Genomic DNA, 14,742 nt, shown 5'->3' with positions numbered 1-14,742 from the left:
CTGGACAAGACTAGCGTCGGAGGCGAACCCCCTTCAACCCCGAGCCAGGACTCGCCATGAAACGCTCATCGACCTCCGTCGGTCTCGTGATCGCTGTGGTCTCCGCAGCGACGTTCGGCATGTCCGGAGCATTCATCAAGCCACTGCTCGAAGCGGGCTGGAGCCCGGCCGCGGCGGTCACCGTGCGTTCGCTCACCGGCGGCATCGTGCTTGCGCCGTTCGCCATCCTCTCCGTGCGCGGCAACTGGGCCGTCGTGTGGCGCTCGCGCTGGCGGGTGCTCGGCATGGCGCTGGTCGGCGTCGCCGGCACGCAGCTCGTCTATTTCGCTGCCATCCAGCGCATTCCGGTCGGGACGAGCATCCTGATCGAATACATGGCGCCGCCGCTCCTCGTCGCTGTCGCATGGGTGAGCACCCGTCGCGTGCCGAAAGCGGTCGTGCTCATCGGTTCGGTCGTGGCGCTCGTCGGGCTGGTGCTCGTGGTCTCGCCCGGCGGCGAAGGCAGCTTCGATCTCCTCGGGCTGGCGTTCGCCATCGCTGCCATGGTCGGATGCGCGGGCTACTACGTGATCGCCGCGCGCCCGAACGATGGACTCCCGCCTGTCGCGCTCGCCGGCTTCGGCCTCCTCATCGGCGGCGTCGTCCTCGCGCTGGTCGGCGCCACGGGGCTGGTGCCGTTCACCGCACGCTTCGGCGATGTGCACCTCTTCGGCAACGAAGTCGCCTGGTGGATCCCGCTCCTCATCGTTGGTGTCGTCGCAACGGCGATCGCGTACGCCGCGAGCATCACGGCAAGCGAGATGCTCGGTTCCCGGCTGGCGTCGTTCACGGGGCTGCTCGAAGTCGTCGCTGCCACCTTCTACGCTTGGCTGCTGCTCGGCGAGCAGCTCACGCTTCCTCAGCTGATCGGCGGCGTGCTCATCCTCGTCGGCATCGGTTTCGTGCGGTCGGAGAAAGCGGATGCGCCGCTCGAGCCCGGCTCGACAGCCGACGCGACACCCGCTCGCGTTCCCGCTCCGGTGCCGGGCGACTGACGAGGGACAGACCGGGGACAGTCCGGGGACAGCTCTGGGACAGTCCGGGGACAGACCCGGGACACACCTGGGACAGTCCCGGCGGATCGCTCCTGCCGCTGGAAACCCCGGCGACATGCGCCTAATGTCGATGAGGGAGCCGGAGAGCACGGAAGGGATCGATGGACGACGCTGACAAGCGCATCGGACAGGTGCTCGCCGACCGGTACGAGCTCAACGATGTCATCGGACGCGGCGGCATGGGATCGGTGTTCCGCGCGTGGGACACCCACCTGGAGCGCTTCGTCGCCATCAAGGTCTTCGCTCCGGGCACAGCCAGTGACGACGGGCGCCGGCACGCCGAAGGCAATCTTCTCGCGCGCCTGAACCACCCGAACCTCGTCACACTGCACGACGCCCACCTCGCGCCCGCCGACTCGGAGACGCCGAGCTTTCTCGTGATGGAACTCGTCGACGGTCCCGATCTGCGCGCCGAGCTCGAGAAGGGACCGCTCTCCGGCGAGGTCAGCGCCCAGATCGCCTACGAGATCGCGGAGGCCCTCGTCGCCGTGCACTCGCTCGGCATCGTGCATCGCGACCTGAAGCCCGCGAACATCCTGCTCGCGCCCACAGGGCTCCCGTCGCCCGCCTACCACGCGAAGCTCGCCGATTTCGGAATCGCCCACCTCCTCGGCGAAGAACGGATGACGACGGTCGGCCTTGTCATCGGCACAGCCGGCTATCTCAGCCCGGAGCAGGCGACCGGCGGCGAACCGGGCCCCGAGACCGATGTCTATGCGCTCGGGCTCGTCGTGCTCGAATGCCTCACCGGCGTGAAGGCCTACCCCGGCAACGCGGTCGAAGCGGTGAGCGCACGGCTGACCCGCGACCCGGCGATCCCGGAAGACCTCCCTGTCGCCTGGGCGTCGCTGCTGGGCCAGATGACGGCGCGCGATCCAGCGATGCGCCCGAATTCTCTCGAAGTCGCAGTCACGACGCGCGAGATCGCGGAGGAACTCAACGGATGGGGTCCGCCAGGAGCCGCGGCCGTCACCGAATCGACCGTGGCGATGCTGCCTCCGACGCTGGTGCTCCCCGCGGCAGCCGACGTGGGTCCGGCCGTGGATGACTCGGCGGCCCCCACGGCCGCGACGGTCGTACTCGGCGCAGCCCCTGCGGCCGCCGCCGGAGTCGCAGCCGGCGCCGGAGTCGCAGCCGCCGCATCCGCTTCTCCTCCGGCCGCGCGATCCCACCGCGGGAGGATCGCCGCGATCATCGCCGGCGCCGGGGCGCTCCTGCTCGCGCTCGTTCTCGGTGCGAGCATGCTCCTCAACGCGCCGCAGGCCGCTGTGCCGCCGACACGCACTCCGTCGCCGACCTCCCCCGCACCGGCGACTCCATCCCTGACACCGACTCCGACACCGACTCCGCCGGCCAAAAAGGGCGACAAAGGCAACAAGGGCCCGGGCAAGGACAACGGCAACGATAACGGCAACGGCAACGGGGGCGACTGACGCGCTGCAGCGCCAGCGTTACGCGGGCGCCAGCAGCGGCCGGTCGTTCGCGCCGGTCTCGTCGGTGACCTCCGTCGGTCGCATCACGCTCGTGTTCCGGAGGAAGACGATGATCCAGCTGAAGATGAGCACGGCAGCAACCAGTTCGACCGCCGTCAGGTTGTAATAGCCGATCGCGAAGAACACGGCGAGCACGATGATCACGGCCACGTAGACGTAGCCAAGCAGGACGAACACCCGCGGCATCGACGGGATGAACCAGCGGATTCCGACCACCATCACCCCGTAGATGACGGTCATGCCGGTGGCGACCGTGTTGTGAAGCAGGAAGAACCGGTCGACAGGGAAGATCCCGACGCACGCGAGGCACACTCCGATGAGGATGAGCGCGATCCGCACCCGGTTGCGTCCCTTCCGCTCGGCGGGGGTGCTCACGGGGATGGTCGCTGTGGCATAGTGCGCGATCGTGGTCACGATGACCCCAGCGATGATCAGGGTGACGTTGAACGCAAGGGCGGAGATGTCATCCGTCATCCCCAGCGCGCTGAGGTTCTTCTTCCACCAGTGCGGGTCCGACGAGCTGAGCATGCTCGCCAGGGCTCCGACGACGAGGAAGATCGCCAGCACCAGCGAGAGCAGCATGGGCGTGAGGTTCACTGCGGACAGTAAGACCACGTAGCTGGTCACGGCGAGCGCGACCCCGGCGAGCACAGCGGCAGGAAGGGTGTAGACGACAGCACCGATGAAGCTGCGCTCGAGGAGGTCGGCCAGCCCTATCCAGCCGAGGAGCGCGATGAAGGCGTGGGCCAGCGCCAGAGCGGCGATGTCGAACCAGTGCAGGTGGGCGCCCGGGACATCGAGCCGGTTCTGGACGTGCAGGCCCGCCCGGAGTTCGTTCAGATGCTGGGCCCGCTCATTGTTCCTCGGGTCGGTTCGCAGCAGAAGTCGGCCCGCTACGAACGCGACGAGCGCGACAAAGCCGGCGCCGATGGCCACGAACGCCCCCAGCGATCCGGGGCCGGAGATGGGTGCGTTGCGGCCCCAGAAGAAGATGGTGCCCACAATCGCGCCGAGGAGGAACACTCCGGCGCCGCCGACGAGGGCCACGGATTCGACCGATTCGGCGTTCTCGACCGGGCGGCGAAGCATCCGCGTTATCGATAGTGACTGACTCATCAGGTTCCCCTGTCCGCTCTACCCTGCTACTGTCCAGAACCTATCGGATGCGTCGCGGGAGCGAAATGAATTTTCGGGCGCAATGTCGAGAAACGGCACCCGGGTCCGACCCCCTCATGAAACGCGGCAGGCCGGAACCGTTCCGAGAAATCGCCGTGAGACGAAAGGACCGATCATGACCAGCATCACGCCCTTCCTGTGGTTCGACGACAACGCGCAGGAAGCCATCGAACTGTACTCGCACGTCTTCCCCGACGGCCGTATCCTCGAACGCCAGGCGGGACCGGACGGCAAGCTCTTCACGGCGACGATCGAGGTGGCCGGCCAGCGGATCTCCGTGCTGAATGGCGGCCCCGGGCATCCGTTCAGCGACGCTGCGTCGCTGTTTGTCAGCTGCGCCGACCAGGCCGAGGTGGACCGGTACTGGGATGCGCTCACCGCCGACGGCGGGGCGCCCGGCCCGTGCGGCTGGCTGACCGACCGGTTCGGGCTGTCGTGGCAGATCATCCCGGATGCGCTCGGCCGCTACCTGGGCGACCCCGACCCCGAGAAGGCGCAGCGCGTCATGGCGGCGATGCTGCAGATGTCGAAGATCGACGTCGCCGGGCTGGACGCCGCCTACCGCGGCTGAGCCGGGCGCGCCCCGGCCACGACTTCCCTCTGGTGTGCCCGCCAGCAGGGTGCATCCCCGCCGCCTCGACCTGGCGGGGACGTCCCGAGCTGGCGGGCACGTCGCTTGGAGCGCCTTACGCGCCCTCGGGCGGATGCACGAGCAGACCGACGCGGTCGTCGAGGTACTCGTCGAGCGGCAGCGCCGACTCGCGGCCGAGGGTGGCGTTCCATACGACGAGCGCGCGGCCGGCATCCAGCACCAGCGGACCTCCGGAGCCGGCGAGCGCCGCCGGATCGAGTTCGATGGGCCGCGCGTCGAAATTGACGGTCTCCCCTTTCGGAAACCGCGCGCGGAAGGCCGCAGCCCGGTAGGAACGCCTGCGCTCCGCCGACTCGGACTGGTAGGCCGGGCGTCCGGGCTCGAGCGAGCGCGTGATGGAGCCGGTCGCCCAGAGACCCTCCGCGGTTCCGAGCAGCAGCACGCCGAGCCTCCACACCCGGGCAACGGGCACCATGGTGGCGTCGCGCGAGATGAGCATCACACGACGCGCGGGCACGAAGTCGGCGAGCGCCTCATCCCTCGCCTTCGCCGCCGTCAGGCGGGTGCGGGCGCCTTCGAGCGACTCGCGGATAGCGGCAACTGCGCTGTCCTCGCCTGTCGAGCCGTCCACAGTCCGGAGCCTAGTATGCAGGTCGGCCTTGAGCCGTGCGCGCATCCGTGCCAGTGTTCACACTGTCAACGACCGGTGTCGGTGCCGACCCGGATTCGGGAGGTGCACCATGCTGCTGGACGGACGGAACGCCATCATCTGGGGTGGCGGCGGCGCGATCGGCGGGGCGGTGGCGCGAGCGTTCGCGCGTGAAGGCGCCCGCGTTCACCTGTGCGGTCGCACGCAGACGGCACTGGATGCGGTGGCCGACGACATCCGCGCGTCAGGCGGGCTCGCCGAGACGGCCGTCGTGGATGCGCTCGACGAGGCCCAGGTCACCGCTCACGTCCAGCAGGTGGCCCGCGATTTCGGCAGCGTCGACGTCGCGTTCGACCTCATCTCGGTCGGAGACGTGCAGGGCACCCCGATGGTCGAGATGGCGCTGGCCGACTACGAGCAGCCGATCGTCACCGCCGTGCGGTCCTTTTTCATCACGTCGAAGGCTGTCGCTCGCCCGATGATGGCCCAGGGACGGGGCGTGATCCTCACCTTCGGCGGCGACGGTGGCCGCGACCCCATCCGGCACTACAGCATCGGCGGCTTCCAGGTGGCGTTGCAGGCGGTGGATGCGATGCGACGGCAGCTCGCGGCCGAACTCGGCGAGCACGGCATCCGCGTCGCCACCATCCACACTGGAGGCGTGCTGGAAACGCTGCCCCGCGATTTTCCCGGTCGTGAGGTCATCGCCGAGATGATCGTGGGACCGACCATGCTCGGACGCGCAGCGACCCTCGGCGATGTCGGCGACGTCGCGGTGTTCCTGGCGTCCGACAAGGCTGCGACGATCACGGCGGCGGCGATCAACATCACGGCGGGGGCCGTCGCGGACTGAGTTCGTTCAGGAATCCAAGTTAGGCTAGGGTAACCTAAGCCGTCGTACGGCACCGCCCCGCACGCCCCACCTCACCCCCGCCGCTGGAGAGCCTCCGATGAACCTGACCAACGCCGCCATCCTCGGCGGAATCGCCGGAGTGACGATCTTCCTCGGCCTGCCCATCGGCCGGCTCGGTGCGCGTGCCGTCGGCGTGCGCTCGCTGCTCAACGCCATCACCATCGGTGTGCTCCTCTTCCTTCTGTGGGATGTGCTCACCCACGCCGTCGAGCCCGTCGAGACAGCGCTCACGAAGGCCGCGCTCGACCATACGGCGACCTGGTGGCCTTTCATCGGACTCGGCTCCCTGTTCCTCGGCGGCATCATCGTCGGTCTGGTCGGCCTCGCCGCCTACGACACCTGGATCGGTGCGCGCGCCAAGCTGATCGACCCGAACATCACGGATAACGGCGGCAGCATCCTGCACCTGCACGAGCCCGCGAGCCGGCTCGCGTTCCTCATCGCCGTCGGCATCGGCCTGCACAACTTCTCCGAGGGTCTCGCGATCGGCCAGTCGGCTGCAAGCGGTGAGCTGAGCCTCGCGGTCGTGCTCGTGGTCGGCTTCGCACTCCACAACGCGACGGAGGGCTTCGGCATCACCGCTCCCCTCGCCGGCGGGAGCCGCCGCCCGAGCTGGGGACAGCTCGCCCTCCTCGGCCTGATCGGCGGTGGACCGACCGTCGTCGGCTCGATCCTCGGCGGCCTGTTCGTGAACGACGCACTCGCCATCACGTTCCTCGCCCTTGCGGCCGGCTCCATCATCTACGTGATCATCCAGCTGCTGGGCGTCGCTCTCAAACTGGGTCGCGGATACACGCTGTACTGGGGAATCCTGATCGGTCTCGCCGCAGGGTTCGCCACCGATTTCATCGTCACCGCCGCCGGCGTCTGAGGTCTTGTCGCAAGGCACTGACCTCTTGTCGCAGGGCTCCATGGCCGAATAGAGTTTCGATCGCCAGTTCACTGACGAACGGAGCGATCAATGCCTGCAACCGCCCTGCCTGCGAGCGGAGATGTACCCGAGGCCGGCAAGACCTGCGATGCTCGCGGGATGGCCGAAATCCACCGGATGTTCCGGGCCGGGTTCGGCGAAGCACCCGCCCTCGTCTCGGGCGTCGCGGAAGGCGATTCCGCCCACGCGGACATCGTCGGCGATCACCTCGGGATGCTGTCCGTCGCGCTTCACGCACACCACGAGGGTGAGGACACCCACCTCTGGGACACGCTGGAGCAGCGCGCGCCAGCGTGTGCCGTGCACGTCGAGCGGATGAAGCAGCATCACGCCGCGCTCCACGTCCACCTCACCCAGCTCGACGCCGACCTGCCTGGCTGGCGGTCGACCGGACGGGCGGCGGATGCCGTGGCCGTGCTAGCAGACCTCGAGGGAATCAAGGCTTCCCTGGCCATCCACCTGCCCGACGAGGAAGCGAACATCGTGCCGGTGATCGAGACGACGCTCACGCCGAAGGAAGTCGACTGGTTCGCCGAGCACGGGCGCAAGGCGACACCGAAGGGCAAGACCTGGGAGTCGCTGGGGGCGATACTCGCCGCTCAGCCCGACGGCGGCGCCGAATGGCAGCGCGAGAACCTGCCTGCCCCGGCCCGCCTGCTGTGGCGGATCGTCGGCAAGCCGAAGTACGAGAAGAACCGGGCCGCCCTCACCGGGCGGTGAGGGGTTCTGCCGAGAGCGTCCGTTCCGGCCGAGTGTTACCGCTCTGCCGGGCCATCTCGACCGCAGCTGTCACACTCGACGGGGGTCGCGTCGCGTCGGCGCGTGCGTGCTACTCCACGGAGGCGTTCACCGCGAGCGCCGGCACGCGCGAGGCGCGCTTGTGGTCGCGGTTCATGATCCCCACGCACACGATGATCGCGACCGTCAGGACCGCGCTGACCAGACCTGTGCCGATGCCGACCCCGCCTCGCTCGGGCGGAAGGCCGAGCCAGTCGGAGAACGATGCCCCGAGCGGTCGGGTGATGATGTAGGCGAACCAGAACGAGAAGACGCCGTTCCAGCCCCAGAACCGGAAACCGATCGCCGGGATGGCGATGATGACGGCGAACAGGATGCCCGACGCGAAGTAGCCGAGGTGGAACGTCGTCGCCGTCAGGTCACCGGCCGCGGTGCCGAGTGCGAACGTGGCCAGGACCGCCGCCCAATAGAACAGTTCGCGCGGTCGCGTGTCGATGCTGTGAATCGACAGGGTCTTCTGCGTCGCATACCAGAGCGCGAAGATCGCGGCGAGCGCAACGAGGAAGCCGACGGTCGAGACGGCGTACGGTACGCCGAACTGCACATGGATGACGTCAGCGACCATCGTGCCGAAGACGCTCACCATCACGACAGCGAACCAGTACACCCATGGCAGGTAGCGCTTCACGGCGAACTGCAGCACGAGGGATGCGGCCAGCACGACGAACCCGATCGCGACTGCCACCGGCGGGTCGATCTGGTGCACCATGAAGTCGGATGTGGTCTCGCCCATGGCGGTGGTCAGCACTTTGGTGATCCAGAAGATCGCCGTCACTTCGGGGACTTTGTTTCGCAGCACCCGCCCACCCTGCCAGAGATTCTCTAAGAATCGGCCAAGCGTTAGATTGAGCAGCGATGCAGCAGAACCAACACCACCTCCTCCTCATCGAGGACGACCTGCAACTGGGACCCCTCATCGAGCAGGTCCTCGCCGAGCATTACGACGTCGTGCGCGTCACCGACGGTGACGAGGGCCTCGACGCGGGGCTCAACGGCGAGTTCGACGTGATCGTCGTCGACCGCAGGCTTCCCGGTCGCAACGGTATCGAGATCGTCGAGGCGCTTCGGGCGCGCCGTGTCGTCACGCCCATCCTGATGCTCACCGCGCTCGGCGCTGTCGCCGACCGCGTCAACGGGCTGGATGCGGGCGCCAACGACTACCTGGTCAAACCGTTCGAGTTCGACGAACTCCTCGCCCGCCTCCGGGCGCTCCTGCGCACCTTCACCGGCGAAGGCCCTTCCATCTCGATCGGCGCGTGGGAGTTCTTCCCCGAGAGCCGCTGCATCTACTCCCCGTACGACGGACGCATCCAGTTGACCGTGCGCGAGAGCGCGCTCCTGCGGCTGCTTGCTGAGAGTCCGCTGCGCACGTTCAGCCGCAACGGAATTCTTCGAGCCGTCTTCGAAAGCGACGAGCAACCTGGAACCGTCGACACCTACGTGCACTATGTGCGGCGCAAGACCGACAAGGACATCATCGCCACCGTGCGTGGCGAAGGCTACCGGCTGGGCCAGCTGTGAACGGGATGTGCCGGTTGTGAACAGGCTGGGCTGGCCGTGAAAAAGATGGGCGGGAGGGATGCGGTGGTCGACAGCGACACGCGCGCCGTTCGCCGCGCATCCCGGTTCGTCGGCCTCTGGATCACGATCGCGTCCGGAGCCCTCGTCATCGCCGCGATCGGTGCGGCGTTCTTCTTCATCCTCGACCAGTTGCGCCCGTCGGAGCTGGGCGAGAAGCCCCTTCCCGGCGAGCACAAGATCTACATCGACACGACCGAAGCGATGATCGCGTTCGTGGCCGTCGGCGTACTCGCCGTCGCGATCGCCGGTGTGCTGAGCCTGGTGATCACGCGGCGTGCGGTCCTTCCGCTGGGTCGCGCCCTGCGCATCCAGCGGACGTTCGTCCAGGATGCGAGCCACGAGCTCCGTACACCCCTGGCGGTTCTCGACGCGCGACTGCAGATCCTGCAGCGCAGCCTCGACGAGCACGACCCCTCCCGGGAGACGGTGGAGCAGCTGCGCGAGGACGCACGAACCCTGATCGAGATCGTCAACGATCTGCTGCTCGCGGCCGATGCCGACGAGAACAGCTCCTCAGCCGGCCCCGTGCCCGTCGAGCCGGCCGTGCGGAGCGCCGTCGACGCGATGGCGGTGCTGGCGGCCCCTCGCAACATCGACATCGCTGTGACGACGCGGTTCGACGATGGCGCGGCGGCGGCGACTCGCGTACCGGAGACGAGCCTGCAGCGGTGTGTCACCGCCCTGCTCGACAATGCGGTGACGCACTCGCCGAACGACACGACCATCCGCGTTCAGGTGACCGCCCACAAGCACGACGTGGCGATCTCCGTCGCCGACGAAGGCACCGGGATCACGGGGATCGAGCCGCGCCGCATCTTCGACCGTTTCGCCCACGCGGCGCCGACGGCCGCGGCCGCGCCGCCGAGGGCCAGCTTCGGGATCGGGCTCGCGCTGGTGCGCGACATCGCCACCCGGCACGGCGGCACGGTGGATGTCGCCGAGACATCGCCGGACGGCACGACCCTGGTGCTCACGCTTCCGCGCGCCTGAGCGCTGCGGCCCCCGCGGGAATCGAGTCGTCACGAAGTGACGCGACACGCGCGGGAGTTCGGTTCGTTCGTGACGACTCGAGGCGCTACGGCTTGCGTTTAGGCCGCAGTCAGTCGAACTCGGAGAGCTGGTCGCCGCCGAGCTCCTCAAGACCGAACTCCTCGGCGTCGAGGTCCTCATCGGTGTCGTCCATGACGACGAGCGCGACGGCGTAGACGAGTGTCGCGACAGCAACTGCCGCGAACAAGCCCAGGACCGACGCCCAGTTCATCCGTCTCTCCGTTCGCATACGCCTCTCCTCCGCTCACCAGCATCCGCATCAACCTCCCAGATGGCTCCAAGAAAGTGAGCGGATTCACAGGCGCACGCTCTCTTGGATGTTTCTGGGAGTGGTACAGATGGACTGGTAGGGCCGACCGAGAGGTATGCCCCCGCTGGAGGTCCGTATGTCGAAGACCATCGATCGGACAACGAAGCCCGCACCTGTCACCGCAGTTCGCGCATCCGTGCCGCTGCCGTTTCGTGCTGTCCTCTTCGGACTGGCCGGCGTGGTCATCGCAGCCTGGGGGTCCTGGATCCCGTCGCTCTGGGGCGACGAAGTCACCAGCCTGATGTCGGCACAGCGTCCGCTGTCCAGCCTCTTCACGATGCTGGGTCATGTCGACGCCGTCCACGGGACCTACTATTTCGGCCTGCACTGGTGGGTCGCAGTGTTCGGCCCATCGCCGTTCTCGATCCGCTTCCCGAGTGCGATCGCGGTCGGGCTCACCGTCGCCGCCGTCGTCGTCATCGCCACCCGGCTCGGTTCCGCACGGCTCGGCGTGATCGCCGGCATCGTCTGCTGCGTGCTGCCGCGGGTGACCTACATGGGCGAAGAGGCACGATCGTTCGCGTTCAGCGCCGCGATCGTGTCGTGGCTGACCGTGCTGCTCCTCGAACTCCTCCGGCGTGATCACGCACCGGCGTGGCTCTGGGTCGGCTATGGTGCGCTGCTCGCCCTCGGGGTCTACGTGTTCCTGTACGTGATCCTGTTCGCGCTGGTGCACGCCGTCATCCTCGTCACGGCCAAGGCCCCGCGCGGCGTGCTGGTGCGCTGGACCACAACGGTCGGCATCGCTGTCGCGGCCACCGTTCCGCTCTTCGTCTTCGGATTCCTCGAACGCAACCAGATCTCGTACCTCGCGACGCGCGACCAGCTCAGCCCCGATACCGTTTTCAGCTCCCTGTGGTTCGGTGGTCCGTGGTTCGCGGCGGCGGCATGGCTGCTGATCGTGGTCGCCCTGGCGGATGCGATCCGCATGCGTCTCCGGCGCACCCGGGCGGGCGTGCGAGCGGGGCCCTTCGATACGACGCGGGCGCCATCGCTGGTGATCGTCGCATCCGCCTGGCTGTTCCTGCCCACGCTGGTTCTCGTGCTGGGAAGTGCCGCGATCCCCGCGTTCACCGCCCGCTACGTCTCCTTCTGCGCTCCGGCCGCGGCACTGCTCATCGCGTACGGCATCGATGCGGTCTCGCAGGGCCGACGCTGGGTCGACGCCGTCGCGCTCGTCGTGCTGGCCGCCCTCGCCGCACCGGTCTACCTCGCCCAGCGCACCCCGTACTCGAAGAACGACAGCGACTGGGCCGTCATCAGCAGCGTCATCGGATCGCATGCCGTCGCCGGCGATGCGGTCGTGTTCGACGAGTCCGCGCGTCCGTCGAGGAAACCGCGACTCGCGATGCATGCGTACCCCGCCGGATTCGTGAACACCCGCGACGTCACCCTGAGCGTTCCCTACACGGCGAACAGCGGATGGGCGGACCGAGCGTACAGTGTCGCGCAAGCGGCCTCGATCGGGCGGTTCGACGGCATCCGCCGGGTCTGGCTGATCGAATACGCCAACGGCAAACCCGACACCTACGGAACCGCGGACCTCGAACGAATCGGTTTCAAGGAAAGCGGCGCCGTCATCCACACGCACCGCGGTCTGATCGTCGAATTCACCCGCTGAACCAGCTTCACCCCCGAAAGAACGGAACCTCATGCTTCATGCTCTGCATACCGGGCTGCTCGACCCGCAATCCCTCATCGACAGTTCGGGCGGATGGGCGCTCCTCGTCATCTGCGGGATCGTGTTCTGCGAGACGGGGCTGCTCATCGGCTTCTTCCTCCCCGGTGACACACTGCTCTTCTTCACCGGGGTACTCACGTTCACCGGACACATCACGCAGCCGCTGTGGGTGACCATTCCCGCCATCATCGTCGCGGCGATCATCGGCGACCAGGTCGGCTTCCTGATCGGACGACGGACGGGACCCACCATCTTCGAGAGACGCGAGGCAGGGCTGATCAGCAAGGCGAGCGTGGTGCGAACGCAGCACTTCTTCGACCGGTTCGGCCCCGCCGCCGTCACGATCGCGCGCTTCGTACCGGTCGTCCGCACCATCGCGCCCGTCGCGGCCGGAGTCGGCCACATGCGCAGGCGCGTGTTCACCCTGTTCAATGTGATCGGCGCCGTCGTCTGGACGACCGCCGTGGTGCTCCTCGGGTACTGGCTCGGACACATCCCCGGCGTCGCCGACTTCGTGTCGAAGTACCTCGACTACATCCTGATCGGGATCGTCGTGATCTCGATCGTGCCGCTGCTGATCCGGTTGATCTCGTCGCGGAAGTCGGCTCGTCGCCGGAGCGAGGCCGAGGCTGCGGGCGTCGATGCGGCGGATGCGGGCGTCGGCGCGAATGCGGGCGTCGGCGCAGACGCCGATGTGGATGAGGTGCCTCGCTGAGCACGCGACCCAGCCCTTCCGGCCTGAGGGGTGCCGGTCCGGAAGGGCCAGGGCGCTCGCGTGACGCATCGGGTCGCGCTACGCGTCACCACAGACGCTAAGCCAGGCGACTCGTCCGCGGCAGGGATTGACTTGGGCGCCCGTGGTGCATTCACTTGGGCCAGTTCCAACTCCGGGCGGGAGGCGGGAGGATGATTCGGCTCATGTCGCGCCATATAGGCCGGCCCCGCAACTAACGCGGCGATATGACCGCGAAGACGGGCCGGTGCCGCGCGCCGGAGCCGTCCGCGCCGGTCAGCACCGAGAAACTGTCGACCCTCCAGTCGGGCGTGACCAGGATGTGGTCGATCGGCATCGCGAGCCAGGTCGGCACTGTGGTCGGCCAGGTGCCGACGCTGCCTGCATGCGCCGTCGTGGCTGCATCTGTGCCCGGCCCGAGGCCGGATGAGCCGAACTCATCAAGCGTTGCATTGAAGTCGCCTGCGACGATCACTGAGCCGTGCCTGCACTGCTCCGCGACCCACCCCAGTTCTGCCCGCCAGTTACCGTTGCCGCGCAGCGCCGGCTGGTCGGCGTGCAGGGCAACCAGCGCCGGCTGCCCGGGGTCGGCGGGATGCAGCGCGAGGGTAGCCGAGCCGACCGGTGCGCCGGCATTCGCCGAGTCCCGTCTGCCGAGTGAGGCATCCGTCAGTACCAGCACCTCGACCCCGTGACCGCGTGCCGATTGCGGCAGCATGCTGAGGTGGTGGCGCCCGAAGGCTTCTACGATGGCGCCCTCGTCGGCGCTGTCGATCTCGGGCAGCACCACGACGTTCGCCCGAACCGACGCCGCCTCGGCAGCGATGGCCTCCGGCGGAATGAGATCGCCGTTGGTGTTCCACGACAGGATGCGCAACTGCCCGTCGCCGACCGCCGCAGGCTGTCCGTTCGCGACCCCCCGGGCGAGGACGATCGGCGCACTGATCGCTACGACGACGGCGAGCGCCACGGCGATCGGAAGAGCGATGAATCGCATCGGTTCGACCTCAGGATCCGGATGCTCGACCGGTCGCGGATCGAGACCGTCAAGGAACACTATCCGAATCCTTCACAGGCGACGCGAGGGAAGCGCAGTACGCTCACCTCAACCGGCGGGACTCGCCCGTCGTGAGCCTGGAGGAGAGCGATGTCGCAGACGAAACCCCCGGTCGGAGCATCCGGATCACCAACCACCCAGACGGCGGGCGCAAAGCCTGCTGCAACGACGCATCGTCCGTTCCTGAGGCCGAGCCGCCTGCTCAAGAACACCCCGCACGAGAAGTTGCATCCCGCGGTTCTCGCTGAGGCAGAACGTCGCGCGTCCAGCGTGCAGTTGAGGATCGCCGACGCCATCACCGCTTTCGCGGGGTCCATGAACTTCGTGTATCTGCACATCGTGCTCTTCGCGGTCTGGATGCTCGTGTTCGAGAAGAGCCCGTGGCCGACGCTGACCCTCATCGTGTCGCTCGAGGCGATCTTCCTCTCGACCTTCGTCATGATCGGCCAGAACCGGCAGGCGGCCTTCCAGCAGGCGAAAGCCGATCACGACTACACCGCACAGGAGAAACTCCTCGAAGAGAACACGGACCTCACCCGGACGATCCACCAGCTCACCCGCGAAATGCACGAAAGGATGCTCGGAACCCCGACCCCGACCCCGGCGACCCCAACACCCGAGGCGCCGCATTCTTAGACGGTTCTTGCCGGCCGGTACGTAATTTCGGGAGTTCGCCACACAGCG

The 14,742-nt window shown here is 67.8% G+C and carries 16 protein-coding genes; 11 read left to right on the top strand and 5 right to left on the bottom strand.

Features of this window, described 5'->3' with window-relative positions; translation table 11 throughout:
• The first annotated feature begins 56 nt into the window (after window positions 1-56).
• Entirely contained in the window at window positions 57-1,034 is a 978-nt protein-coding gene (locus G3T36_RS07900; protein WP_163288964.1) for an EamA family transporter, read from the top strand.
• A 161-nt stretch (window positions 1,035-1,195) separates the two neighbouring features.
• Window positions 1,196-2,527: a serine/threonine-protein kinase gene (locus G3T36_RS07895; RefSeq protein ID WP_163288963.1), complete on the top strand. Its 1,332-nt coding sequence runs from the start codon at window positions 1,196-1,198 to the stop codon at window positions 2,525-2,527.
• A gap of 18 nt (window positions 2,528-2,545) precedes the next feature.
• Here the strand turns inward: G3T36_RS07895 and G3T36_RS07890 are convergent, their stop codons facing one another.
• A complete protein-coding gene (locus tag G3T36_RS07890) occupies window positions 2,546-3,703 on the bottom strand; it encodes a DUF998 domain-containing protein (protein ID WP_163288962.1) in 1,158 nt (385 codons plus the stop codon).
• 175 nt (window positions 3,704-3,878) lie between these two features.
• On the opposite strand from G3T36_RS07890, the gene G3T36_RS07885 reads away from it, so the two are divergent.
• The gene (locus G3T36_RS07885) at window positions 3,879-4,334 is read left to right on the top strand and encodes a VOC family protein (RefSeq protein ID WP_163288961.1); all 456 of its coding nucleotides are present in this window, start codon (window positions 3,879-3,881) and stop codon (window positions 4,332-4,334) included.
• Window positions 4,335-4,449: 115 nt separating this feature from the next.
• Here G3T36_RS07885 and G3T36_RS07880 read toward each other — a convergent pair whose 3' ends face one another.
• Window positions 4,450-5,031, bottom strand: coding sequence for a hypothetical protein (locus tag G3T36_RS07880; RefSeq protein WP_163288960.1), 582 nt, complete (start codon window positions 5,029-5,031; stop codon window positions 4,450-4,452).
• Between the two features lie 64 nt (window positions 5,032-5,095).
• On the opposite strand from G3T36_RS07880, the gene G3T36_RS07875 reads away from it, so the two are divergent.
• From G3T36_RS07875 to G3T36_RS07865, 3 genes are all read left to right on the top strand, one after another.
• A complete protein-coding gene (locus tag G3T36_RS07875) occupies window positions 5,096-5,857 on the top strand; it encodes an SDR family NAD(P)-dependent oxidoreductase (RefSeq protein ID WP_163288959.1) in 762 nt (253 codons plus the stop codon).
• 97 nt (window positions 5,858-5,954) lie between these two features.
• Entirely contained in the window at window positions 5,955-6,788 is an 834-nt protein-coding gene (locus tag G3T36_RS07870; RefSeq protein ID WP_163288958.1) for a ZIP family metal transporter, read from the top strand.
• Window positions 6,789-6,878: 90 nt separating this feature from the next.
• Entirely contained in the window at window positions 6,879-7,568 is a 690-nt protein-coding gene (locus G3T36_RS07865; RefSeq protein ID WP_163288957.1) for a hemerythrin domain-containing protein, read from the top strand.
• A gap of 109 nt (window positions 7,569-7,677) precedes the next feature.
• Here the strand turns inward: G3T36_RS07865 and G3T36_RS07860 are convergent, their stop codons facing one another.
• Window positions 7,678-8,445, bottom strand: a complete 768-nt coding sequence (locus G3T36_RS07860; protein ID WP_338031499.1) for a COG4705 family protein — start codon at window positions 8,443-8,445, stop codon at window positions 7,678-7,680.
• Window positions 8,446-8,501: 56 nt separating this feature from the next.
• Here G3T36_RS07860 and G3T36_RS07855 point away from each other — a divergent pair, with 56 nt between their 5' ends.
• Window positions 8,502-9,167 carry a response regulator transcription factor gene (locus G3T36_RS07855; RefSeq protein WP_163288956.1) on the top strand — a complete coding sequence of 222 codons (666 nt, stop codon included), beginning with the start codon at window positions 8,502-8,504 and terminating at the stop codon, window positions 9,165-9,167.
• Between the two features lie 45 nt (window positions 9,168-9,212).
• Window positions 9,213-10,217: a sensor histidine kinase gene (locus G3T36_RS07850; RefSeq protein WP_240148406.1), complete on the top strand. Its 1,005-nt coding sequence runs from the start codon at window positions 9,213-9,215 to the stop codon at window positions 10,215-10,217.
• Between the two features lie 109 nt (window positions 10,218-10,326).
• On the opposite strand, the gene G3T36_RS07845 is transcribed toward G3T36_RS07850, so the two are convergent.
• Complete coding sequence (locus G3T36_RS07845) at window positions 10,327-10,506, bottom strand: hypothetical protein (RefSeq protein ID WP_163288954.1); 180 nt, start codon at window positions 10,504-10,506, stop codon at window positions 10,327-10,329.
• A gap of 157 nt (window positions 10,507-10,663) precedes the next feature.
• Between G3T36_RS07845 and G3T36_RS07840 the strand changes: the two genes are divergently transcribed.
• Window positions 10,664-12,208: a glycosyltransferase family 39 protein gene (locus G3T36_RS07840; protein WP_163288953.1), complete on the top strand. Its 1,545-nt coding sequence runs from the start codon at window positions 10,664-10,666 to the stop codon at window positions 12,206-12,208.
• Window positions 12,209-12,239: 31 nt separating this feature from the next.
• Window positions 12,240-12,983 carry a DedA family protein gene (locus G3T36_RS07835; protein WP_163288952.1) on the top strand — a complete coding sequence of 248 codons (744 nt, stop codon included), beginning with the start codon at window positions 12,240-12,242 and terminating at the stop codon, window positions 12,981-12,983.
• 232 nt (window positions 12,984-13,215) lie between these two features.
• Here the strand turns inward: G3T36_RS07835 and G3T36_RS07830 are convergent, their stop codons facing one another.
• Window positions 13,216-14,058 carry an endonuclease/exonuclease/phosphatase family protein gene (locus G3T36_RS07830; RefSeq protein ID WP_163288951.1) on the bottom strand — a complete coding sequence of 281 codons (843 nt, stop codon included), beginning with the start codon at window positions 14,056-14,058 and terminating at the stop codon, window positions 13,216-13,218.
• 90 nt (window positions 14,059-14,148) lie between these two features.
• Here G3T36_RS07830 and G3T36_RS07825 point away from each other — a divergent pair, with 90 nt between their 5' ends.
• Window positions 14,149-14,694 (top strand): DUF1003 domain-containing protein, encoded by a 546-nt coding sequence (locus G3T36_RS07825; RefSeq protein WP_193570886.1) that lies wholly within the window; start codon window positions 14,149-14,151, stop codon window positions 14,692-14,694.
• Window positions 14,695-14,742: the final 48 nt, after the last annotated feature.

It is taken from the genome of Leifsonia tongyongensis (assembly GCF_010686705.1).
GTDB lineage: Bacteria > Actinomycetota > Actinomycetes > Actinomycetales > Microbacteriaceae > Diaminobutyricibacter > Diaminobutyricibacter tongyongensis.
The sequence above is the reverse complement of the archived record's forward strand: the minus strand, read 5'-3'. Positions and strand labels throughout refer to the sequence as shown.